Genomic DNA, 20,745 nt, shown 5'->3' on the forward strand with positions numbered 1-20,745 from the left:
CCGGGGCGATCAGGCGGCATGATCGGTCCCCCTCCTGATCACCAGCGCTCACAGTGGCGCCCAACCGGGTGGGCCCGGGCGTCAAGCTCCGCTCCAGCGCGGCATAAGGCAACATTCACCTCGTCTTTACGTGTCGTCCAACAGCCGAACCGGCGATCGTGGCGCAGTCCCGCGCCGGTGCCCCGATCAGTTACCGCCGCCTTCGGCGAGGGTATGGGCGACGAGGGCGTTGGCGTGCCCGTGGCCGAGGCCGTGCTCGGACTTGAGCCAGGCGACGAGCTCCATGTGCTTGGTCAGGGGTGAGGTGCCGATCAGCTCCTTCCACTGCTCGATCGGGCGGCCGTACTTCTTCTCGATCGACGGGAAGTAGCTGGCGGGGCCTTTCACCGGTGTGGTCATGACGTGGCGTCCTGTCTGTCTGAGTGCGATGGTCTCGGGTTGTTGCCGGGTGCGGAGCACCCGCTGCGCCCGACTCCGGCACGATAAAACGGGGGTACGACACACCGGGCGCTCCAGTTCGCGGGGCAGCGGATCAATCGGGTGAGGTTCGCGGCCAGGACGGAGTGTCCCGGGATGCCGTTGCGGGGCGTCACTAGCCTGTGGCAGCGGGCCCCGAGGGCTGTTTCCGTAACAAGGCGGCTGGGAGGCCCGGCCGTCCGAAGCCTCGTGCCTGTGGTGGCCCTCCTACCCGTGGTGGCGAAAGGGATGGTCTTGGATCTCAGCTCCCCGACTGCGGTCACGCCGACCGCAGTCACATCGACCGGGTCGACGCGCAGGACGGTGCTCCGGGCGCTGGTGGCAGGTGGGTTGGTGCTCGGGCCGGGCTCCTGGCCATCGTCGGCGCGAGCAGCGGGTGCAGCGCGAGCGGTGGGTGCGGCCGACGGATGGCAGTCGTTCGCCGACCAGGTGAAGGCCGAGTTCGCCGCGATGGGCCTGGTCGGCGCGGCAGTTGCCGTGGTCAGCAGCGACCGCGTGCTGCTCACCCTGCCTCTCGGCGTACGCGACACGGGCACCGGCGCCCCGGTCACGCCCTCGACACGGTTCCTGGTCGCCTCGACGACCAAGTCCATGACCTCGCTGCTCGTGGCAACCCATGTCGACCAGGGACGACTGGCGTGGGACCAGCGGGTCATCGACGCCTGGCCGGGCTTCCGGGCACCCACCGACGAGCTGACACACACCCTGAGGGTCCGCGACCTCCTGGGCATGGCGACCGGGATCGCCGAGCCCCCGGCGTTGTCCGGCCTCCACGAAGGCGACCCGACAGCCCCTCAGCTGCTCCAGTCCCTGGCCACGCTCCCGGTCGCGGCTCCTCCCGACACCACGTTCATCTACAACAACACCGTGTACTCCGCCGCCGGTTACCTGCCGCTGCTCGGCTCGGGCGGGTCCGGTGACGGACTGACCGCGGCGTTCGCCAACGACCTGCGGGACCGGGTGTACGGGCCGGTCGGCATGGCCGGCGCCAGGATCGCCGACGATCCCCGCGGGCTGGTCACCGACTTCATGCGGGGCTACGGGCCCGACCTCACCGGCACGAACGCACCGCTCGCCTACGGGCCGGTCGGCAGCTACGCCCCCGCCGGCGGCACCCTCGCCTCACTCGACGACATGGCTGCCTACGTCCGCCTGCAGCTGCGGCGCGGCGTCTCCGTGAACGGCCACCGGGTGGTGTCGGCCGGGAACCTCGCCGAGTGCTGGAAACCGCACATCCCGGTCCCCGTCTCACCGGAACTCGACCCCGACGCCACCGAATCCGGGTACGCGATGGGCTGGATCCACAACCGGTACTGCGACGGCACCTCGCTGATCTGGCACAACGGCGGCATCGACGGCTTCACCTCGTTCATCGGCTTCCTTCCGGAGCACGACCTCGGGCTGGTCGTGCTCAACGCGATGAACCCGTCCCCGACCGGCACGTTCTTCTACCTCTACGTCCTCAACCTGCTGCTCGGCGAGAGGCTCGGCCTCAACAAGGGTGTCCCGGCCAAGGCCCACGCCCAGTACCTGGCCGCCGTCGAGGCCCTGCGCGCCCTCGGCGGCCGGACCCGCCCGACCGACCCCACGACCACCGCGCCGTACCTGGGCTGCTACGAAGGCGGCTACCGACTGACCCAGGACGGCCCCACCCTCAACCTCCGCCTCGGCCCACGCACCATGCCCCTGGGCGTCCTCCCGGACGGCACCTACGTGATGACCGGCGGCCTGCTGGTGCAGAACACGGTCCGCCTGACCCGGGACGCGGACGACACGCCACGCATCGAGGTGGTCCAGTTCGAGACCGTCCGCCGGACGGTCGGGCTACCGTAACCGGCCCTCACGGCGTCATGTGTGCCCCCGTGCCCCGTGCCGTCAGAGCGCGCGTAGCAGCCAGGTCAACCCCAACTCACGGGCGGTCAGACCGGCCGCCTCGCGGAGCTGGTCGGCTTCGGCTCCGGGCGGCAGTTCGCCGGCGAGGGTGAGGGCCGCCGCGGCCGTCTGTGGACGGGCGCCGAGGGACGCCCGCAGGTGGTAGGACCGGCGAAGGTGGGCGATGCCCTGCTCGCGGTCCTGCTCCAGCAGGTGGTCGCCGATGTGGCGTGCGGCGTAGGACTCCAGCAGTGCGTCCCCCTGCTCCCGGGCGTGCTCCAAGGCCTGCTGGTAGGCCGCACCCGCGGCGTGGGGGTCCTCGTCGATGTTGTCGGCGAGCACGCCGAGCCAGAAGGCGGCCCAGCCCGCCAGCCGCGCGTCGGCCCCGGCGGCGGCGAAGCCCTGGCGGGCCCGCTGGAGGTCGTCGGGGAGCGGGCTCAGATCGAACAGCAGCCGGGTGTAGCGGATTTGCGCGCCGAGGTACCCCGCGAGGACCGGCTCGGACTGCAGCAGCGCGCCGACGGCTTCCTCGGCCGCCGCGGCGCCGTTCAGCCGCCACCAGAAGCTGTCCACCGAGATCTCGGCCCGCTCCGCCACGGCGTCCGCCGGCAGCGCGGCGAGTGCCTCGTCCCACCGGCCCGCGCAGTGCAGCATTCGCGCGACGGCCGTTCCGCGGTCCATCATGTAGGTGGCATCAGTAGTCATGATGCCTACTCTCCAGGTCGAACAGGTAGGTGGTCAAGTGCGTTACATCGACTACATCGGGAACCTCGCCCGAGTCGCGGTCGAGATCGTGAACGGCGACGGCCCGAGCGAGCTGCGCCGGGAGATGTTCCGCCAGCACCGGATCGCCGAGCCGGGCGCCAAGCAGCTCGCCGCGTTCCTGCCCCACCTGCGCGCCGCGGTGGAGGCCGCCTCGCAGGGCGGTCCGATCGGTCCCGTCAACGCCCTGCTGGAGCAGTACCCTGCGCTGGTCCGGGTCGACGACCACGACGGTGAGGGGGCGCCCCACCTGCACTTCGCTCCGAACGGTGAGGACGCCGTGAGCTGGCTCGGGCGCAGCTGCTCCGCTGCACTCGCCCATGTCGTCTGCGGCGACCCGGCGGTCACCATCGGCCGCTGCCACGCCGTCGGCTGCGAACGCTTCTACGTCGACGACTCCCGCAACCGCACCCGGCGGTTCTGCTCCAACGCCTGCGCCAGCCGGACCACCGTCGCCGCCTACCGCGCCCGTCGCAAGGCAACGGACTGACCCACGGCTGCGCGTGCGCGGCCGGCTGGACGGCACGGCTCGGGGGTGCGGATATCCGCTCGTCCTCGGATCGGGACGGCCGCTACGGTGGGCAGTCGATCAGATGAACGAGGAGTGCATGATGGTGCAGGTGTCTTCGACGACGCTGTGGCGTCCGACCGGCCCGGAGGAGCTCGCGCTGGTCGAGGCGTCCGGGTGGCGGGCCTGGCCGCCGCGCCTGCCCGAGCAGCCCATCTTCCGGCCGCCGGCGTGAACACGGCCACGACGCCGGTTCTCCTGACGTCGGCTCAGCCGACCAGCACGACCGTGCTGCTTGCCGAAGCCGCCGCGCGCCGTGGCCTGGAGGTCGCGACGCTGGACGGGCAGCTGCTCCCGGGGTCGCTGGCCGGCCGACACGTGCACTGGTACGGCGGGCCGTTCGCCGCCGACCGGATCCGTGGCCGGCTGGATCTGGCGTTGCTGGAGCCCGCCGACGACTGGCTCGTCGGGCTGGCGGAGGAGTTCACCGGCCGGCGCATCGAGCTGACCACGTTGTCGGAAGCCTGGAGCGTGCGCCGCCCGCTGTTCGCGAAGCCGCCCAGCGACAAGCAGTTCCCCGCCGCGGTCTACGCCGACGGCAGCCGGATTCCCCGAGCGGGCGACCGGATCGGCCCCGACACGTCGGTGCTGCTCTCCGAGGTGGTGACGTTCGCCGCTGAGTACCGGTTGTTCGTGCTGGACGGGCGGATCGCCACCGGCAGCCGCTATGCCAGGTACGGCCGGCTGGACACCGCCCGGCTGGACGGGGATCGCAACGAGACCCAGGTGCGCGCCTTCGCCGAGACGCTGCTGGCCGAGGCGCGCGATTCGTTGCCGAGTGCCGTGGCCGTCGACGTCGGGCTCATCCAGGACCCGGACACCGGACGGGAGCAGTGGGCGGTCGTGGAGGCGAACATGCCGTGGTTCGCCCACAGCTACGCCGCCGACCCGGACGCGGTCCTCGATGTCGTCCTGCGCGCGACCGGGCCACACGGTCAAGTCGCCGCACGTGACCGTCAGTTCATCAGGCGGCAGGGAGCGTTCGGTGGCGGGCACGAGACCGGATCTCTGACCTGACGCTGTGGCAGTGGCTGCTCGTCACTCACCTCATGCTCGCCCGCGGAAGTGACGCACGTCACCGGAACCCGTGCCCGGTGCCGGACAGCCAACAGGAGTGACCACAGAAATGCGAACCCGGGTACGGGCCGGGGACCCTCACGTCTTCGCGGAGCTGTTCGACCTCTACGCCCGGACCGTCTACAACCACGCCTTCCACCTGACCGCGGACTGGTCGGTCGCCGAAGACGTCATGTCGGCGACCTTCATGGAGGCATGGCGGCTGCGCGGCAAGGTGACCCCCGAAGGAGGTTCACTGCGGCCGTGGTTGCTGGGCATCGCCACCAACCTCGCCCGCAACCACTGCCGCAGCAACCGCCGCTACCGTGCCGCGGCCGCGGCCCTGGCCGCGACGGGGCCCTCGGCGATGGAAGCGCCGGACCACGCCGAGGAAGTGGCCGGCCAGGTGGACGACCGGCGCCGGATCGCCGCCGCGCTCGCCGCCATGGGCTCGCTGCGCCGGCCCGAACGCGAGGTCCTGGTGTTGTGCCTGTGGGAGGGCTTCGAGTACGCCGAGGCGGCCGAGGCCCTCGGCATTCCGCTCGGTACCGTCCGCTCCCGGCTGTCCCGGGCCCGTACGAGGCTGCGCAAGCTCGCGAGTGCGCAACTGGCGGCGGACGGACGGGAACTCGCGCGCCGCCCCCGACAGATAAACGGCGACCGCGCAATCGCGGTCCGGTCCGCACAGGAAGGAAACCGATGAACGCCAGCCCCTTCCAGCCGCACCCGGCTGAGTGGCAGGAGACCGAGAAGCTCCAGCCGACCGTGGAGCGGGATCTGCCGGCGGGCCGCCACCAGTTCCACAAGGAGCGCCTGATGGCCCAGATCCACAACGACCTCGACAACTCCGTCCCCGTCTCCAGCTCCGTCCCCGTCCCTGTCCCCGTCTCCGGCTCGGCCCGCGCCCGTGCCGCCGGGCCGCGCAACCCGTTCCTGCGCCGCGCGATCGTCCTGCCGGTGGCGGCGTGCGCCCTGGCGGCCGCCGGCCTGGCCGGAGTCCGGCTGATCGGCGGCTCGGACCACGGCACCGGCCTGGCCACCGGCCCCGCCCTGACCACCTCGATCGGTGCCGCCGACGTACACGGAGTCACCCAGCTGCTGGACCGGATCTCGCTGGCCGCCCAGGAGACTCCCGCCCCGCAGGCGAGTGCGGGACAGTTCATCTACATCGAGTCGACGACCGCCAACACCTACGTGCGCACGGTCGGCGACAAGAGCTCGGTGGTCAGCGAGGCCCTGCACACCCGCCAGGCCTGGCAGTCACCCGACGGCCACAAGGGCTGGCTGATCGACGCGGGTGACTCCAAGGGCACGTCCCTGGACTCGAAGGTCGAGCCGTACCTCAACGCACCGTCGTACGACTACCTGGCCACTCTGCCCACCGACCCCGACACCCTGCTGAAGAAGATCTACACGGAGACCGCGGGCCACGGCTCCGGCCCGGACGCGGAGGCGTTCACCACGATCGGCGACCTGCTGAGCCAGAGCTACCCCTCCGCCCAGCTCTCGTCCGCGCTCTACCGGGCCGCGGCCAAGATCCCCGGCGTGGTCAAGGTGGACGACGCGGTCGACGCCGCGAGCCGCCACGGGGTCGCGGTGGCCCGGCTCGACGAGACCACCGGTCAGCGCACCGAGTGGATCTTCGACAACAAGTCGTTCACCTTCCTCGGCGAGCGCACCGTCCAGGTCCAGGGCACCTCCGGTGACCAGGGCCTGATCAAGCCCGGCATGATCGTCGACACCGAGGCCATCACGGCGCGCGCGATCGTCAACGGCATGAAGCAGACCCCTTCCTCCGCCCGCCCGGCCTGAACGGCCCGATGGCACCTGCCATCGAGGTTCTTCGGGCGACACCGCCCGGGACGTCCCGGGCGACTTCGGTGAGTAGCCGGCCGGGGGAGTCCCGGGAACCCGCGGCTTCGCACGGGCGAGGTCGCCGGTGATCCCCTGGTTGCCACCGCCGTCCGGGGGCGGATCCAGCACCCGCCGGCACGGAAGGCGATGGGCGGCGGCCGGCAGCACGGCCGCCGCCCACGGCGCGGGATCGCCGGTGCCCGCCGGCGCCACCAGACGGCTTCACGACCGCCGACCCCGTATGGCCATTGCGGGCAACGACTTCTGACGCCGCCGCACATCGAGACGCACTCCGACGAGATGTCGCTTGCGTACGCCCGGAGATCCGCCGGGCATCCCGGCCCGCTCAGCAGGTGCCGCCCAGTGCCGCGCCCACGGCGGCGTGCAACTGTGCGTAGGTGGGCGCGAGGTCCCGCAGCTGCGCTGCCGCGGCCCGGTCGTCGCCGTGCACCGGCGGATACTGCAGGCCGCCCAGGTGCCGCATTGCCTCGGCGACCGGGATCACACCAGCCATACCAAGATCATGACAGGCGAAGATCGCGCCCTTCCCCAGGCCGGGAAGCCTCCAGGGCTGGGGGAAGGTTCGCGCTCGTGTAGGCGTCAGAGATGCTGAATGCACTCGCGCAAGCCGGGCACTCGGCACGGCCGAAGAGGTGCCTGATGCCCTCCGCTAGGCGTTGTTGCCCGTACCGGACTGCCGTGGCGTGCATCCAGCGGCCAGGGTCGTGAAGCTCCTCGGCCGGGGCAGGCAGCAGCTCACGCCGCTCGACGTCGCCCGCATCCCAGTCGCGGATGGCCGAGTAGAAGCCGTAGTCCCCGATCGCGATGGTCACCTCTACCCCGCAGTGCGGGCAGGACACCGTGTAGAAGTCGTCGGTGAAGCCCTCCAGTGCGGCGCTCCAGTGGTACTGCCCAGCGAGCGCGAGCAGATCACCGAAGACCCGGTCGTACTCGGCAGGGTGGCTCCGCAGTTGCTGGTCCACCAGGTCCCGCAGTCGGCGGAGCACGTCCGGACAGCCCGCGAGCAGGACTTCGCCGTCTGGGTGCTGCAAGGTACCGCGCACAATGGCGCCGGCCAGTTCAAGGGCCTGGGCAGTCGTGGCGGCCAGGACCACCAGCCGCGGCAGAGCGGCAAGGCTTGCCGGAGAGACGGTCTCACCGTGCAGGCACAGACGGTCCCAAAGCTCCTCCCACACTTCGGGAGCTTCCTCGCGCTCGACCAAATCAAGGAGCACCGGCACTCGCTCAGTCTCCCTGTGGGTGTCCGCCACCTGCGTCCAGTCCGTCACCGCGGAATTTAACCGCCCCCGGGGCGCCGGCGCCAACCAGCTGGAGGACGGAGCCGCCGGGTTCCTTGATTGCGGGACAGCCCTTAGTCTGCGGCCGAGCAGGAAAAGCGATCGCGAGCGCCATGCCGGGATCAAGGTCTGAACAGCTTCGGGTCATCAGCGTCACCGCCGCCCACCTGGCAGTGCGCATGACCGATCGGCCTGGTGGCGCTGGTGACCGATCCACACGCCCGCCTGCTGCTGCTCCTGCCGTTGTTGGGCGACACCGGGGCACCGGCGGAAGCCGTGGACGTGGTCGTCGAAGCTCTGCTCGCTCAGGGTGCTCCTGAAGAGTGCGAGCCACTGGCCCGGCGCCTGGTGGAAGGCCACCCGATGTGGGGTGCTCGGCCGTGGTCCTTCGACACGGACGGGCGGAGCTGGATCTGCGACGGCGAGCACAGTCCGCGACAGAGCCCGCTCGGTGACCACTTGCCCCGTGACCTGCGAGCCGTGCTGGATGCCTGCCTCACCCCTGTGGACCTGGATGCCTGAAGCGTCCGCCGCCGGCCCCACGTTGACCGGGAGCGACACGGCACGGGCCGCCTGACGCAGCCCCTGCGACCACACCAACAGGTGCCGCTGCGACCGATCGCCTCCTGAACGAGAGGCTCCGCGCACGCTCGGCCGCAGGCACCCGGACTCACTACGGCACTGCCAACTGTTATCCCGCTCCCGCCGCGTGGCTGGGGAGCATCGGATACTGACTGTCGTGATCACCCAAGCCCCACAACCACCCGTCAATGACCCAGCCGACTTCGGGACCCGTCTGGCCGCGGCCGAGGACTGGACCCACGCCGCCCTGGAAGCTCAGCAGGAGGGCCTGTGGGTACTGACCGAGACGGAACACCGGATCCTGGCTGACGTGGTGGCGGCGACCAATCCTCTGCACGGCGGCCACCTGCCACCGCACAACTCCGAGTCGGTGTACGTGCGGCTCGGACGCATCAGGAACTGGGCTGGTGTGCTGCGGCTTGCGGCGCTGGCCGGGGCCTGGGAACTTCGCCCTGTCGTAGGCGAGGATCCCTCGTCCCTCACCCGCCCCATCGGCATGGTCGACCTGCTCTCCGGCATCTACGCGCTCGCCGAGCAGGGCGAGCGCTGGCAGCAGCTGATGCTCGCGACCATCGCCGACCTCAACGCCACGGCCCGCGAGCAGCCCGCGCAGCAGCGCCAGGACCTCGAGCAGGCGCTCGCCGAGCGCGAGCCCCGATTCGCGATGAACCTAGCCGCCGCTGAGAGGTTCTTCGGCGGACCCGGCTCGCTGGAAGACCTGTCCCACTTCTTCTACTGACCCGTATCCGGAGGGAGCATCCCCACGCGCCAGCGGCCACGGCAGCCGTGAGCCGGTAGCTGGCCCGGCCCGGTCGGGCCTGTCCCGTCTCAGTGGATCTTGCCGGTAGCCGAGCCTGTGACCAGGAGTGATGCAAGGTCGGGTGAGACATGCCTTCGGCGGAGTCTCACTTGACGTTGCCTCTCAGCAACACCGCCGCATGGCAGTCTCAGTTGATGTCGCCGGTCGGCTTCCGAACACGACGACGGATTCTCACGTCTGATTCGCCGTGGTTGGTTCGTCGTACCGCAGCCATGCGAGCGCTTCCTCTCGCTCCATGCGGGGTGCCCCCATGAGCCACTCCTCGCGGGGGTCCCACACTCTGGTCGCCGCCCAGTCGAGCATTCGCTGTACGGGCTCCGTATCGCCCGGGTTGGGCACCGCGAGGGAGCTGATGCCGGTCTCCCAGGTCGTCCCGAGCACGGCGACGGTGCTGTCCAAGGAGAGCATTGCGAACTCCGGGCGTCCGGCACGTGAGCCGAGCAGGTGCTCGGGGTAGCCGTGCTCGCTCATCCCCAAGCGGATCGCGCAAGCGGCGCCCATGATGTCCCAGTCGTCGAGCAGGCGGACCCGGCGCCAGACAGAACGCCGGTGTCGGGAGGCCGCCTTCGCGCTGTAGAGGTTGGCAGGCAGGGCGAGCAGGAACTCGCGGTCGGTGCCGAAGAGGCCGGAGGACATGGCCAGCTCGTACCAGGCCTGGTTGGCATGCTCGATGAGGTTCGGGGTGTCGTAGTCGAAGTAGGCGTCCCGCCGACCCGTCTCAGGGCCGCAGCTGATTGCCGTGCCCACCACGAACGCCGGCAGTTGAGTCTCCGGAACCCCTCCCTCAAGCACCTTCAGGCCTGCGCTCCGCAGCGGCGCATATACCTTGCGTCGCATCTCCTGCCTGCCCAACTACCACTCCCACTCTGCCGCTCGACCGTTGGTCGAGTCTATGGCCGGTCCGCAGGCGGCCCACCCCCAGGAGAGAGCCAAGGCGATCGGGCTGGCTACAAGGTCGCTGGTCAACGGTCATGGAAGGCTGATCGGCGGCGGTGATCGGCCTGCCGACAGCGCCCCGAGCAGAAGCGAGCGTCGGCACGACGCTCCAACCCCGCCAGCCAGGTGACCCCGCAGACCGGACACTCCCTCGTCTGCATCCGGGAGGCCGCATCACGGTGCGCGCGGTCGGACGTCGAACACTGATGGCCGGCCCCCTCGCGCTGGGATCGCGAGGGGGCCGGCCATCAACCTATGTGGGTGGAGGAGGCTGGTGACCGAAGGTCAGCAGGCACGGTGGTCCTCACATGACTCGGCTGAATCACGGGTCTGGATCTTCGTAGCGGTGCGGCCGCCGATCGCCGTGCACGGCACCGCTGGATCAGGTGGGCCACCAAGCTGCCACCGCCGACGAGCGTGCCCAGCGCTGCCAGGACTTGGGGCGACAGATACAGGCTGAGGTCCATGTGATTGCCGATCTGGATGCGAAGGCACGTGTTGCTCCTGCGCGGAGACGAAGGTGAACTGCTCGTGCGATGCGTGCTCATGGAAGGCTCCGAAGGCTGAAGAAGTACGGCTTGGACGGCGGGGCGTCCCCCGCCAGCGAGCTCGATTCGGATCCTGCCGTCGCCTGCAGTCACTCCCAACCCCCGGTTTTCCGGCTTGCGGTTCCCACCCACAGCGGCCTGGACACCAACCGACGGCAGCCGGGGAAAGAGGGGGTTGGGTGGTGGTTCCCCCTATGCTAGGTCGGCGGCTGGCAAGGGCATCAGCCTGCGCGAGCAGTTGGCCGTGAATGTGAGCTCGAAGGGCTTCGCCGTACCGGAAGCCGGTGTCAGGCTGGGGGAGCTCTCCCGTTGACTTCCTGGAGCCGTGTTGTGAACGAGCCGTCCCGCATCGCCCGCCGCGTGGTGTGGACCGCCGTCGCGGTGGTGAGTGTGGCTGCCGCGGCCGTGGGCTGGATCGTGCTGGACAGCCCACGCACGACGCAAGCGCCGGTGCCGGGCGATCTCCTGCTCGGCGCCGACGGTCGGCAGCTGACGGCAGCGGTCTCCTGGACCTCCTGCGAGGACCGGCCCCAGCTGGTCATCCACGAAGACACCCAGGGCGTCACCGTCGCCCTGGCCCGCACCCGGCACGCCGACGCCGGCAGCGTCTGCGACGGCTGGCAGGACCACCTTGTCACCGCCACCCTCCACACGCCCCTCGGCGGACGCACGGTCAGCGACGCGGTCACCAAGGCCACCATCACGCCCTTCGACGCCCGCGTCGTGCGCACGGCCCAGAACCTGCCGGCCGGCTATACGCCGGCCGACGTCCCGCTCGTCGCCGACCACAGCTTGTCGCCGTACACCCGCGGCCGGGCCCCGGCCTGGACGACCACCTACATTCGCAACCCCGACACCGGCGGTGACGCCGGCTCCGTCAGCATCACCCAGACCGTCGGCGAACAGCCCGCCCCCTCACCCGCACCGGTCACCGTCGGAGATCACCCCGCCGCCCTCACCCTCGCCCCGGGCAACCGCTACACACTCACCTGGTCCGCTGACGGCTCCACCTTCACCCTGCACACAGCCGACCGTCTGATGAACCAGAGCGACGTCCTGCACATCGCGGAACAACTGCACACGTGACACGGACCGTCGCGAGCAGCTAACGCCGTGGGGGCCGCGCGCCGGCCTCCGGCGCGGGCGGTCCGGGCCTGCGAGAGGCCGATCCGTTGCACCGTGGGAGTGCCCTGCCCGGCCTGGTGCTGTCAGAGAAGGAAGTCGTGGACGGGAACCGTGCCGTGGGCGGTGGCGGCGAGGTAGAGGGGCCAGGCGAGGGCCAGGTCCTGCCAGGGCAGGCCGATGGGCGCGTACACGGTCGGCCGGTCGCCCGTGCGGGCGGGACGGGCATCGAGGAGGACGTCGGTCAGGGTCGCGTCGGTGTCGTCGGCGTGGAGCCCGGCGTTGTGCAGTACGCCGGACTGCGCGGCGAGGACGGCGTCGTCCACGACGAGACGGGCCGCGCGCAGCAGCGCGGGGGAGAGTTCCGCCTTGCCCGGCTCGTCCGAGCCGAGGCTGGTGATGTGCAGGCCGGGGCGAAGGTCGCCGCTGTCGAGGAGTGGTGTGCGCGCCCAGGTCGCCATGAGGACGATGTCGGCGGCGCGGGCGGCGGCGGCCGCGCTGGGCAGCCAGGCTTCCGCGAAGGCAGGCGGAGCCGGGTGCCCGGAGAGGCCCTCGGGCCGGCAACCGGAGGCCGCCGGCCCCCGCCCGGCAGCGGCGACCGCGACTTGCCAGCCGAGCCGGGCCCGTCGCGCACCCACGCCTTCGGCTGGCCTTGACGTCAACGTCAAGGCGTAGCTTCGGGAAAGCCGCTGCCGCACACCCGTGGCAGTCGCCCCCTCACGGAGCGGACGGACCATACGATCATGCCCACATTGACCGACTCCCGTGATCGCGCGGCCCTGGTCGAGCACGACCAGCGCTTCTTCGACGCCCTGGTCGCCGCCGACACCGCCGCCCTGGGCGAGCTGCTGGCAGACGACTTCATCCTGGTCAGCGTCGAGGACGGTTCGGTCGTCTCCCGGTCCACGCTGCTCGACGCGCTCTCCTGCGGGATCGTCTCCTTCCCCGCCATCCGGTCCTTCCCCGAGGAGACCGTTGTCCGCCGCTTCGGCGATGTCGGCATCGTCGTCGGGCGGACCAGCATGAATGTCGTCAACTCCGATGGCACCACCTTCGCTGCCGGAAGCCGCTACACCCACGTCTTCACGGCGGACTCCGCCACCGGATGGCGCCTCGTCTCCGCCCAGGGCACCCGGATCACGCTCGCCGACCAGTGAAAGCGCACCGGCGGCCGGCCCGGCTCTGGACGTCGCCGACCCTCGCATCTCCTCGTCGTGCCGACCCAGGCGGTTTGCCGCCGGGCGGGGTCCGCTCGAACCCCGCCCGCTCGACCGTCAGTGCCGGTCGGGGACCACCGAGAGAAGCAGGTCGACCAGTCGCTCGGCCGCGTCCGGGCGGCCGTGGGCGCGGGCCTGGTGCGCCATGGCGTGGCGCCGGGCGGGGTCGGTGAGCAGCGGGGCCACGGCCTCCTGGAGATGGGCGGGGCTGACCTCGCCGAGCAGCGCGACGGCGGCTCCGGCCTCCTCCAGGTGGCGGGCGTTGTGCGCCTGCTCGTTGCCGGCCGAGGAGGCCAGCGGGACGAAGACGGCGGCCTTGCCCAGCGCGGTCAGTTCGGCGATCGTGCCGGCCCCGCTGCGGGCGATCACCAGCTCCGCGAGGTCGAGGACGTCCGGCAGTTCGGGGCCGACGAAACCGGCCACCAGGTACCGCTGTGCCAGCTGCCAGGGCAGCGAGGCTGCGGCCTGGCGCAGGTCCGCCTCGTGGTTCGGCCCGCACTGGTGGATCACGTTGGCGCGTTGCAGCAGCCAGGGCAGGATCCCGCGCACCAGGTCGTTGATCTGCTGGCTGCCCTGGGCGCCGCCGGTCACGTAGACGGTCGGCAGCGAGCGGTCGAACTGCCACAGCCCGAGCGCCGCGACCGCCTTCTCCGCCTGACCGGCCAGCACCTCGGGACGTACCGGGTTGCCGGTCACCACCGCGGCCGGGCGCACCGACTCGGCCAGCAGCGGCAGCGTCGAGTCGGAGGAGACCGCGATCCGCGTCGCGCGCCCGGCGAGCGTGCGGTTGGCGAGCCCCAGGCGGACCGTCTGCTCGTGGATGACCAGCGGACGCCGGCACATGCTCGCCGCCACGCCTACCGGCACCGCGACGTAGCCGCCGGTGGCCAGCACCACATCGGGGGCGAAGCCCTTGACCAGCCGCCGGGCCTGGAGGATGCCCAGCGGCACCCGCGCCATGTCCTTGATGTTCGCCGGCGAGAGCATCTTCAACGGGTTGGCGCTGCGACGGATCTTGCCGGTGGCCACGGTGGTGAACGCGATGCCCTCGTTGGCCGCGACCTTGGCCTCCAGCCCGGCGGCGGTGCCGACCCACAGGACGTCCAGCGCCTGCCCGTGCGCCGCCAGCCTGGCCCGCAGGGTACGGATCGCGGTGAGCGCGGGATAGGTGTGGCCGCCGGTGCCACCACCGGTGACCATCAGCCGCAGGGGCCGATCCGGAACGCTGGTGCCGATGTTCACCGAGGTAACTCCCAACCTGGCAAAGCCGATGAGCCCCCGTCAGCGAGGGGCGAGCCCTACGCTCCCGAGGGCAGTGGAACCATAGCAGGAGATGATCAATGCCGACATTCAGGCATTTGCCCGCCGGTAACGGTGGCCGGCCGCTCCGGGCGGCGACGGTGGCCGTCAGGGGTTCATCAGGGAACGGCGATGGCGCGTCTCGGACGCGTCAAGAAGTGGGGGAGGCCCGTTCCGGCAGGGTTCCATGGATCAGCGGGACGGAAGACCACGAGTCGACTGTTTCAAAGGTCCAGTTCGCAGTGCGCCTGGAAAGCGAAGGCCCCTCCTGGGGCCTGAAGATCGAGGAAGTGGCAGCACCATGGCCGAGACCAGCCGGGTTGTCGTCGGAGTCAGTGGATCGAAGCGGAGCGCGGCGGTCCTGCGGCGCGCCCTGGACGAGGCGACCAGGCTCGGTGCCGTCCTCGTCCCCGTCATCGCCTGGACCCCGGTCGGCGGGGAGCGGGCCCACCCCTGCCCGCCGCTGGAGGCGCTCTGGGAGCAGACGGCCCGAACCCGTCTCGAGGACGCCCTCACCGACGCCCTCGGCGGCCACCCCGCAGGTCTGCGGATCGAACCGGTGGTGATCCGCGGCGAGGCCGGCCCCGCCCTCCTGCGGATCGCCGACCGTCCGGGCGACGTCCTCGTGGTCGGCGCCGGCCGCCGGGGGCCGCTGCCCCGGCTGCTGCACGGCATGGTCAGCCGCCACTGCGTCGCCCGCGCCCTGTGCACCGTGATCGCGGTGCCGTCCACCGCGGTCGTCGCGAGCGTGGCACCTGCGTCTGCCGACTCGCCGAGGCTGATCGCCGCGTAGCGCCAGGAGGCCGAGTCCGGCTGCCGGCGGCGGCTGACGGGCCCGTCAGCCGCCGCCCCGACGGACCGACTGCGCTGGCAACCACAGGACCCCGGAAAAAAGGTCAGTCCTGTGCGCGGCTCAGGATCCAGACGCCGTAGGCGTCGTTCGCGGGATGCAGCTGATAGGTGCCCGCCCGTAGGTCGACCCGCAGTCCGGCGGCGGCCAGGTCGGCTTCGAACTCCGCCACCGGGTAGCTCCGGGCGTGTGGCGGCGCGTCCTGAAGGTGGAAGCCGACCAGGATCCGGCCGTTCTCCCCGAGCACCTCGCGCATCACGCCCAGCGCCTGGCGCTCCGTGCCCTCGGCCAGGTAGAGGAGGACGTTGCCCACGCAGACGACCAGGTCGAACGGCCCGTCGCCGGGGCCGAGGTCGAGGAGGTCACGCTCCTCGATCGGCAGCCCGGGGTAGGTCTCCCGCGCCTGCCGGACCAGTGCCTCGTCGGGCTCGATCGCCACCACGTCGTGCCCTCGCCCGACGAGCGCCGCGGTCACCCGTCCCATGCCGGCGCCGGCATCGAGCACCCGAGCACCGCGCGGCAGGAGCGTGTCGGCGAGCCGGGCCTCACCGTCGACGTCCTCGCCGGCGGCGATGAGCTCGGCGAACCGCTTGCCGAAGTTCCCGCCCTGTCCCGCCTCCTGCCAGCGGGTTCGCCGCTTTGTCGTCGGTGTGAGCTCTCCACGAGGCAGCATGATCCCGTCCATGTCCTGCATCCTAGGCATCGCCGACTGTTACAGGTCACACCCGGTGGGATCGCTGGGGCGGGATGGTCGGGACGCGGGGGTGTTCGCAGCAGCATCCTGACGCGTTCCGGTGCTGCGGGTCACCTTGGAGCACCACCCCGGTTTCGTCCGAGGCCGCTTCACCACCCGCCGGTGACCGGCCGTTCGGCGCGGGAGGTCGGGCGGGCCGGGCGGGCCGGGCGGGCCGCGGCTCAGACGATCAGGACCCGGCGCCCCCGGGTGTGGCCGGCGCGGCTGTCCGTGTGTGCCGCGGCTGCCTCGGTGAGTGGGTACGACTTCTCGACCGGGATGTGGAGCCTGCCCCGGGAGATGAGGTCGACGGCCTCGGCGAGCGCGTCCGGCACGCTTCCGGCCACGCCGGAGAACCGCACGCCCAGCTGCGGCGCACCGAGGTCGGCGATGGAGACGACCCGGCGCGGATCCCCGGTCAGCTCGACGAGTTCGCGGATCACGCCCGAGCCGGCCAGGTCGAGGGCCGCGTCGACCCGGCCCAGGTGCCGCACCCGTTCGACCCAGCCCTCGTGGTAGGTCGTGGCGAGGGCGCCCAGGCCGCGCAGGTAGTCCTGGTTCGCCGCCCCGGCGGTGCCGATCACCGTGATGCCGCGCGCGCGGGCGATCTGCAGCACCGCCGACCCGACGCCGCCGGACGCACCGCTGACCAGCAGCGTCTGCCCGGGCCGCACGCCGACCTCGCGGATGATGCGCAGCGCGGTCTCCACCACCGACGGGTACCCGGCCGCCTCCTCGAAGGACAGTCCCTCGGGCATCCGGGTCCAGGCCGACAGCACGGCGAATTCGGCGTACGTGTCGGCGCCTTCGCCGAACACGCGGTCGCCGATCTTGACCCCCTCGACGCCCTCGCCGACCTCGTCCACCACCCCGGCGGCGTCCTGTCCGACCCCGGCGGGCAGCTCGACCGGATGGGCTCCCAGGACCTGGCCCTCCCGGATCCTCCAGTCGACGGGGTTGACACCCGCAGCCCTTACGGCGATGCGTATGTGACCGGGGCCTGCGTGGGGCTGCTCGGCTTCCACCAGTTGCAGGACCTCGGGACCGCCGAACTCGGCGAAACTGATTTTCCTCATGCGGCCGAAGATAGGCCTAACCGTTAGTGTTTTGCAACGGTTAGGTATTCATACCTGGTAGTGTCAGGGCATGACCGAGCCGTCCGGACGCCGCGAACGCAAGAAGGCCGCGACCCGTCAGAAGATCGCCGACACCGCACTGAGCCTCTTCCTGGAGCGCGGGTACGACGCCGTGGGCATCCGTGACGTGGCAGCCGAGGCCGACGTGGCCGTCACCACCGTCTTCGCCCACTTCGCCTCGAAGGAGGCCCTGGTGTTCGAGCGCGACCAGGACTTCGAGCAGCGCCTCACGCGGGCGGTGACCGACCGGCCTCCGCACGAGCCGCTCATCCCGGCGCTGCACCGCGAGGTCCAGGCCCTGGTGCGGCACTGCACGGCGGAGGGCAGTGCCCCCGTCCGGCGCATGATCGAGGAATCACCCGCCCTGCGGGAATACGAGGAGTCGATGAGCCTGCGTCACGCGCAGGCGCTGGCAGCGGCGCTGGCCGCCGACTCCCACCTGGCCCGGAGCGCGACGGCCTGCCGGGCGACCGCGCGGTTCACCATCGACGCCTACGCGCTGGCCTGCCGGGCGGACGATCCCGGGGCCACGGTGGACGAGGTCTTCCGGATGATCGAGGCGGCCTGGGAAGCCACCGCGCCCTGAGCCCGGGGATGCCGGCGCGCTGCGGCCGGCGAGGCCACCAGCACCTTGTGGTCGCGTGTACCCGCGCTGACGGGCAGGAGCAGGCAGGTCGGGCGGCTGGCCGGGAGTCGCACCGGTGCTCCGAGGCGCCGACAATGGAGGCAGTCTGCCGGCACGACCAGGAGCACCCTCGGGAGGACTCCATGACCTCTGTTGCCGCCTACGCCGCACCCGCCGCCAAGGCCCCGCTGGAGCGGACGACCATCGAGCGCCGCACGGTCGGTGAGCGAGATGTGCAGATCGACATCGCGTTCGTGGGTATCTGCCATTCCGACATCCACCAGGTCCGCGAGGGCTGGGGCAAGGCGATCTTCCCGATGGTGCCCGGCCACGAGATCGCGGGGGTGGTCTCCGCGGTCGGGCCCGGGGTGAGCGGGTTCCAGGTGGGGGATCGGGTGGGCGTGGGCTGCATGGTCGATTCCTGCCGCGAGTGTGACAACTGCAAGGCGGGCCTGGAGCAGTACTGCGCCGACGGCCCGATCTGGACCTACAACGCGGTCGGCAAGGACGGGCAGCCCACCTACGGTGGCTACTCGCAGCAGGTCGTCGTCGACGAGAACTACGTCGTCCGCATCCCGCAGGGCCTGTCCCTGGACGTGGCCGCCCCGTTGCTCTGTGCCGGCATCACCACCTACTCACCGTTGCGGCACTGGAACGCCGGCCCCGGCACGAGGGTCGCGATCGTCGGACTCGGCGGCCTGGGGCACTTGGGCGTGCGGATCGCGCACGAGCTCGGTGCCGAGGTCACCGTCCTGTCCCAGTCCCTGCGCAAGAAGAGTGACGGCCTGCGGCTGGGCGCCGACCATTACCACGCCACCAGCGACCCGGGGACCTTCGAGGAGCTGGCGGGCAGGTTCGACATCATCCTCAACACCGTCTCCGCCCCGCTGGACTTCGCCGCCTACACCTCACTGCTGCGCACCGACGGGACCATGGTGAACCTCGGTCTTCCGGAGGAGCCGGTGCAGATCGTGCTCCAGTCGCTGTTCGGCGACCGGCGCAGCATGAGCAGTTCGGGGATCGGCGGCATCGCGGAGACCCAGGAGATGCTGGACTTCTGCGCCGAGCACACCGTGGCGGCCGAGATCGAGCTGATCCGCGCGGACGAGATCAACGACGCCTACGAGCGGGTCCTCGCGAGCGACGTCCGCTACCGATTCGTCATCGACACGGCCACTCTGTGACATCGGTGTGGTGCCGCTGGTTGCATGCTTTGCATGCTATCTTGTGATGCATGGTACCTGGCATCGCAAGCCATAAGGGCGGCGCCGACGGCGCTGCGGATGGGCCGGTGGCGACGCAACTTCGCAAGGGCGTACTGGAGTACTGCGTGCTCGCGCTGCTGCGCGACGAGCCGCGGTACGGCGTCGAGTTGTTGCAGGAGCTCGGGCGGTTCCCGGCGCTGGCGACCAGTCAGGGCACGATCTACCCGCTGCTGTCGCGGCTGCGGCGGGCCGGGCTCGCCGACACGTTCCTGCGCGACTCGGCCAGTGGGCCGTCTCGCCGTTACTACACCCTCACCGACGCCGGGCACAGCGCGCTCAAGGAGTTCGCCACGCTGTGGCCCGCCTTCCGCGAAACCGTCGATCACGTACTCGCCCCGGGAGACACCCCGTGAACAACCCCACCGAGCACCCCCTGGTCCGTGCCCACCTCGACGCCGTCGAGCGGTACACCGCGCCGCTGCCCGCCGAACGCCGACGCGAACTGCTCGCCGACCTGCGTGAGCACGTCGAGGTCGCGCTCGCCGAGAGCGAGAGCGACGCAGCCGACGCAGCCGACGCAGCCGACGCAGCCGACGGCGCCGACGACGACGCCGTCCGCCGCGTCCTCGAAGAGCTCGGCAGCCCCCGGCGGATCGCCGACGCCGCGCTCGCCGAGGAGGGTCGCGCCCGGCCCGAGCCGCAGACCGGCCGCCACACCACGACGACCCTGGCCCTCGCCGTCCTGGCGATGCCGTTGCTCCTCGTCCCGGCGGTCGGGCCCGGCCTCGCGCTGTTCAGCGCCGTCGTCGCGGCCGTCCGGCTCGCGAAGTCCCCGCAGTGGACCGGACGGGAGAAGAAGCAGGCCACGCTGCTCCTGCTCAGCCCGATCCTGCTCACGCCCCTGGCGGCCCTCGCCGTCGCCTCCTCCGCGGGGCTGACCCCGGCCGGCCTCCTCGTGGCCTGCGCGATCGGGTTCTGCCCGACACTCCTCGCCGCGTTCCGCCTCGCCCGCTCCGCCGCCCGGCTGCGCTCCGCCGCTTCGGCCGCCTGAGCCGCGACGGCCGTCGCGCAGCGGAGGCCGTCGCATGGACGGCGGTCAGCCGCTGGGCGTGGGGGTGTTCTCGCCTTGGGTGCACACGATGCGGATGGTGAGGTTCGCGGGCCTGGACTCGCCGCCCCGCGGCGGGGTGTCGTTCTTGCGCACGGTGATGATCCAGCCGGTGGCGTCCTCGTTGGCGCGGCTCTCCAGCAGGTCGGCCGGCTCTCGGTCAAAAATCCTTCCTGCAGCGGGAGTTACCGAGAAGCCACCGCTGAGGACGTTCTCGTCGGGCGGGCAGAGCAGCAGGTGGGGCTTGCCGTCGGCGCCGCCCTCGATGACGGGACTGGTCACGGTCTGAGGCTGGACGGCGCGCGGGGCCGCCAGGGCGGTGCCGCTCGTGGTCGCGAGGATCGTGGCTCCCGCCGCGGCGGCCACGGCGATCCGGGTCTTGCTGAGCACGTGTCACTCCTGTTGCTCCGGTGGGGATTCCCGGCTACTTGGCGTCACCCGCGTCGACGCCTTCCTCCCCGTCCCCGGCCGGGACGACCCGAACGGCGGCCAGCACTGGTACTGGGTCTTCCACGAGGACCAGTACCGCGTCATCATGGTCGCCCACGGCGGGGACCACCAGGACGACCTGCTCCGGGAGGACCGCCCGACCGCCGTCTGGTCCCGCCAGGCGGCCACCGGCTGACCCTCACCGCCTGAAGGCTGTTATAGAAGGCTGTGGGCGACGGCCTGCACCG

26 protein-coding genes are annotated in these 20,745 nt (G+C 71.3%); 16 read left to right on the forward strand and 10 right to left on the reverse strand.

The window, feature by feature from the left end:
- Positions 1-186: 186 nt before the first annotated feature.
- On the reverse strand, positions 187-399 hold the full coding sequence (locus AC060L_RS13940; protein WP_483799019.1) for a DUF4287 domain-containing protein: 213 nt from the start codon (positions 397-399) through the stop codon (positions 187-189).
- A gap of 468 nt (positions 400-867) precedes the next feature.
- Here AC060L_RS13940 and AC060L_RS13945 point away from each other — a divergent pair, with 468 nt between their 5' ends.
- On the forward strand, positions 868-2,310 hold the full coding sequence (locus tag AC060L_RS13945) for a serine hydrolase domain-containing protein (protein ID WP_483799020.1): 1,443 nt from the start codon (positions 868-870) through the stop codon (positions 2,308-2,310).
- 42 nt (positions 2,311-2,352) lie between these two features.
- On the opposite strand, the gene AC060L_RS13950 is transcribed toward AC060L_RS13945, so the two are convergent.
- Positions 2,353-3,054: a hypothetical protein gene (locus AC060L_RS13950; RefSeq protein ID WP_483799021.1), complete on the reverse strand. Its 702-nt coding sequence runs from the start codon at positions 3,052-3,054 to the stop codon at positions 2,353-2,355.
- A 37-nt stretch (positions 3,055-3,091) separates the two neighbouring features.
- On the opposite strand from AC060L_RS13950, the gene AC060L_RS13955 reads away from it, so the two are divergent.
- From AC060L_RS13955 to AC060L_RS13975, 5 genes are all read left to right on the forward strand, one after another.
- A complete protein-coding gene (locus AC060L_RS13955) occupies positions 3,092-3,601 on the forward strand; it encodes a CGNR zinc finger domain-containing protein (RefSeq protein ID WP_483799022.1) in 510 nt (169 codons plus the stop codon).
- A gap of 130 nt (positions 3,602-3,731) precedes the next feature.
- Complete coding sequence (locus tag AC060L_RS13960; protein ID WP_483799158.1) at positions 3,732-3,854, forward strand: hypothetical protein; 123 nt, start codon at positions 3,732-3,734, stop codon at positions 3,852-3,854.
- Complete coding sequence (locus tag AC060L_RS13965) at positions 3,851-4,696, forward strand: ATP-grasp domain-containing protein (RefSeq protein ID WP_483799023.1); 846 nt, start codon at positions 3,851-3,853, stop codon at positions 4,694-4,696. Before AC060L_RS13960 ends, AC060L_RS13965 begins: the two co-directional genes overlap by 4 nt.
- Before the next feature lie 109 nt (positions 4,697-4,805).
- The gene (locus AC060L_RS13970) at positions 4,806-5,438 is read left to right on the forward strand and encodes an RNA polymerase sigma factor (protein ID WP_483799024.1); all 633 of its coding nucleotides are present in this window, start codon (positions 4,806-4,808) and stop codon (positions 5,436-5,438) included.
- Positions 5,435-6,547 carry a CU044_5270 family protein gene (locus AC060L_RS13975; protein ID WP_483799025.1) on the forward strand — a complete coding sequence of 371 codons (1,113 nt, stop codon included), beginning with the start codon at positions 5,435-5,437 and terminating at the stop codon, positions 6,545-6,547. The genes AC060L_RS13970 and AC060L_RS13975 overlap by 4 nt, the downstream gene beginning before the upstream one ends.
- A 388-nt stretch (positions 6,548-6,935) precedes the next feature.
- Here AC060L_RS13975 and AC060L_RS13980 read toward each other — a convergent pair whose 3' ends face one another.
- A complete protein-coding gene (locus AC060L_RS13980) occupies positions 6,936-7,103 on the reverse strand; it encodes a hypothetical protein (protein ID WP_483799026.1) in 168 nt (55 codons plus the stop codon).
- Positions 7,104-7,110: 7 nt separating this feature from the next.
- Positions 7,111-7,830 (reverse strand): hypothetical protein, encoded by a 720-nt coding sequence (locus AC060L_RS13985; protein ID WP_483799027.1) that lies wholly within the window; start codon positions 7,828-7,830, stop codon positions 7,111-7,113.
- A gap of 252 nt (positions 7,831-8,082) precedes the next feature.
- Between AC060L_RS13985 and AC060L_RS13990 the strand changes: the two genes are divergently transcribed.
- Entirely contained in the window at positions 8,083-8,409 is a 327-nt protein-coding gene (locus AC060L_RS13990; RefSeq protein ID WP_483799028.1) for a hypothetical protein, read from the forward strand.
- Between the two features lie 217 nt (positions 8,410-8,626).
- Positions 8,627-9,208 carry a hypothetical protein gene (locus AC060L_RS13995; protein WP_483799029.1) on the forward strand — a complete coding sequence of 194 codons (582 nt, stop codon included), beginning with the start codon at positions 8,627-8,629 and terminating at the stop codon, positions 9,206-9,208.
- Between the two features lie 252 nt (positions 9,209-9,460).
- On the opposite strand, the gene AC060L_RS14000 is transcribed toward AC060L_RS13995, so the two are convergent.
- A complete protein-coding gene (locus AC060L_RS14000; RefSeq protein WP_483799030.1) occupies positions 9,461-10,141 on the reverse strand; it encodes a hypothetical protein in 681 nt (226 codons plus the stop codon).
- 962 nt (positions 10,142-11,103) lie between these two features.
- On the opposite strand from AC060L_RS14000, the gene AC060L_RS14005 reads away from it, so the two are divergent.
- A complete protein-coding gene (locus AC060L_RS14005) occupies positions 11,104-11,859 on the forward strand; it encodes a hypothetical protein (protein WP_483799031.1) in 756 nt (251 codons plus the stop codon).
- A gap of 122 nt (positions 11,860-11,981) precedes the next feature.
- Here AC060L_RS14005 and AC060L_RS14010 read toward each other — a convergent pair whose 3' ends face one another.
- Entirely contained in the window at positions 11,982-12,533 is a 552-nt protein-coding gene (locus AC060L_RS14010; RefSeq protein ID WP_483799032.1) for a hypothetical protein, read from the reverse strand.
- A gap of 105 nt (positions 12,534-12,638) precedes the next feature.
- Between AC060L_RS14010 and AC060L_RS14015 the strand changes: the two genes are divergently transcribed.
- On the forward strand, positions 12,639-13,052 hold the full coding sequence (locus AC060L_RS14015; protein WP_483799033.1) for a YybH family protein: 414 nt from the start codon (positions 12,639-12,641) through the stop codon (positions 13,050-13,052).
- Between the two features lie 117 nt (positions 13,053-13,169).
- Here the strand turns inward: AC060L_RS14015 and AC060L_RS14020 are convergent, their stop codons facing one another.
- Positions 13,170-14,312 carry a UDP-N-acetylglucosamine--N-acetylmuramyl-(pentapeptide) pyrophosphoryl-undecaprenol N-acetylglucosamine transferase gene (locus AC060L_RS14020; protein ID WP_483799151.1) on the reverse strand — a complete coding sequence of 381 codons (1,143 nt, stop codon included), beginning with the start codon at positions 14,310-14,312 and terminating at the stop codon, positions 13,170-13,172.
- A 400-nt stretch (positions 14,313-14,712) separates the two neighbouring features.
- Between AC060L_RS14020 and AC060L_RS14025 the strand changes: the two genes are divergently transcribed.
- Positions 14,713-15,204 carry a universal stress protein gene (locus AC060L_RS14025; RefSeq protein WP_483799034.1) on the forward strand — a complete coding sequence of 164 codons (492 nt, stop codon included), beginning with the start codon at positions 14,713-14,715 and terminating at the stop codon, positions 15,202-15,204.
- Positions 15,205-15,307: 103 nt separating this feature from the next.
- Here AC060L_RS14025 and AC060L_RS14030 read toward each other — a convergent pair whose 3' ends face one another.
- Positions 15,308-15,946, reverse strand: coding sequence for a class I SAM-dependent methyltransferase (locus AC060L_RS14030; RefSeq protein WP_483799035.1), 639 nt, complete (start codon positions 15,944-15,946; stop codon positions 15,308-15,310).
- 230 nt (positions 15,947-16,176) lie between these two features.
- A complete protein-coding gene (locus AC060L_RS14035) occupies positions 16,177-17,070 on the reverse strand; it encodes an NADP-dependent oxidoreductase (RefSeq protein WP_483799036.1) in 894 nt (297 codons plus the stop codon).
- A gap of 70 nt (positions 17,071-17,140) precedes the next feature.
- Here AC060L_RS14035 and AC060L_RS14040 point away from each other — a divergent pair, with 70 nt between their 5' ends.
- The 4 genes from AC060L_RS14040 to AC060L_RS14055 all read left to right on the forward strand — a co-directional run bounded on the left by AC060L_RS14040 (position 17,141) and on the right by AC060L_RS14055 (position 20,011).
- Positions 17,141-17,716 carry a TetR/AcrR family transcriptional regulator gene (locus tag AC060L_RS14040; protein WP_483799037.1) on the forward strand — a complete coding sequence of 192 codons (576 nt, stop codon included), beginning with the start codon at positions 17,141-17,143 and terminating at the stop codon, positions 17,714-17,716.
- A 182-nt stretch (positions 17,717-17,898) separates the two neighbouring features.
- Complete coding sequence (locus AC060L_RS14045; RefSeq protein ID WP_483799038.1) at positions 17,899-18,939, forward strand: NAD(P)-dependent alcohol dehydrogenase; 1,041 nt, start codon at positions 17,899-17,901, stop codon at positions 18,937-18,939.
- A gap of 50 nt (positions 18,940-18,989) precedes the next feature.
- Positions 18,990-19,373 carry a PadR family transcriptional regulator gene (locus tag AC060L_RS14050; protein ID WP_483799039.1) on the forward strand — a complete coding sequence of 128 codons (384 nt, stop codon included), beginning with the start codon at positions 18,990-18,992 and terminating at the stop codon, positions 19,371-19,373.
- A complete protein-coding gene (locus tag AC060L_RS14055; RefSeq protein WP_483799040.1) occupies positions 19,370-20,011 on the forward strand; it encodes a DUF1700 domain-containing protein in 642 nt (213 codons plus the stop codon). Before AC060L_RS14050 ends, AC060L_RS14055 begins: the two co-directional genes overlap by 4 nt.
- Before the next feature lie 45 nt (positions 20,012-20,056).
- On the opposite strand, the gene AC060L_RS14060 is transcribed toward AC060L_RS14055, so the two are convergent.
- Positions 20,057-20,458 carry a hypothetical protein gene (locus tag AC060L_RS14060; RefSeq protein WP_483799041.1) on the reverse strand — a complete coding sequence of 134 codons (402 nt, stop codon included), beginning with the start codon at positions 20,456-20,458 and terminating at the stop codon, positions 20,057-20,059.
- Between AC060L_RS14060 and AC060L_RS14065 the strand changes: the two genes are divergently transcribed.
- Complete coding sequence (locus AC060L_RS14065) at positions 20,448-20,693, forward strand: hypothetical protein (RefSeq protein ID WP_483799042.1); 246 nt, start codon at positions 20,448-20,450, stop codon at positions 20,691-20,693. The genes AC060L_RS14060 and AC060L_RS14065 overlap by 11 nt on opposite strands.
- The last annotated feature ends 52 nt before the right edge of the window (positions 20,694-20,745 follow it).

The sequence above is a fragment of the Kitasatospora sp. NEAU-69 genome, from assembly GCF_057158765.1.

Bases quoted from the DNA above. Each gene is read 5' to 3' on its own strand.
- AC060L_RS13940 (WP_483799019.1), bottom strand. From the start codon at position 399: ATGACCACACCGGTGAAAGGCCCCGCCAGCTACTTCCCGTCGATCGAG.
- AC060L_RS13950 (WP_483799021.1), bottom strand. From the start codon at position 3,054: ATGACTACTGATGCCACCTACATGATGGACCGCGGAACGGCCGTCGCG.
- AC060L_RS13970 (WP_483799024.1), top strand. From the start codon at position 4,806: ATGCGAACCCGGGTACGGGCCGGGGACCCTCACGTCTTCGCGGAGCTG.
- AC060L_RS13975 (WP_483799025.1), top strand. From the start codon at position 5,435: ATGAACGCCAGCCCCTTCCAGCCGCACCCGGCTGAGTGGCAGGAGACC.
- AC060L_RS13980 (WP_483799026.1), bottom strand. From the start codon at position 7,103: ATGGCTGGTGTGATCCCGGTCGCCGAGGCAATGCGGCACCTGGGCGGC.
- AC060L_RS14015 (WP_483799033.1), top strand. From the start codon at position 12,639: ATGCCCACATTGACCGACTCCCGTGATCGCGCGGCCCTGGTCGAGCAC.
- AC060L_RS14020 (WP_483799151.1), bottom strand. From the start codon at position 14,312: ATGGTCACCGGTGGTGGCACCGGCGGCCACACCTATCCCGCGCTCACC.
- AC060L_RS14025 (WP_483799034.1), top strand. From the start codon at position 14,713: ATGGCCGAGACCAGCCGGGTTGTCGTCGGAGTCAGTGGATCGAAGCGG.
- AC060L_RS14030 (WP_483799035.1), bottom strand. From the start codon at position 15,946: ATGGACGGGATCATGCTGCCTCGTGGAGAGCTCACACCGACGACAAAG.
- AC060L_RS14035 (WP_483799036.1), bottom strand. From the start codon at position 17,070: ATGAGGAAAATCAGTTTCGCCGAGTTCGGCGGTCCCGAGGTCCTGCAA.
- AC060L_RS14040 (WP_483799037.1), top strand. From the start codon at position 17,141: ATGACCGAGCCGTCCGGACGCCGCGAACGCAAGAAGGCCGCGACCCGT.
- AC060L_RS14045 (WP_483799038.1), top strand. From the start codon at position 17,899: ATGACCTCTGTTGCCGCCTACGCCGCACCCGCCGCCAAGGCCCCGCTG.
- AC060L_RS14050 (WP_483799039.1), top strand. From the start codon at position 18,990: ATGGTACCTGGCATCGCAAGCCATAAGGGCGGCGCCGACGGCGCTGCG.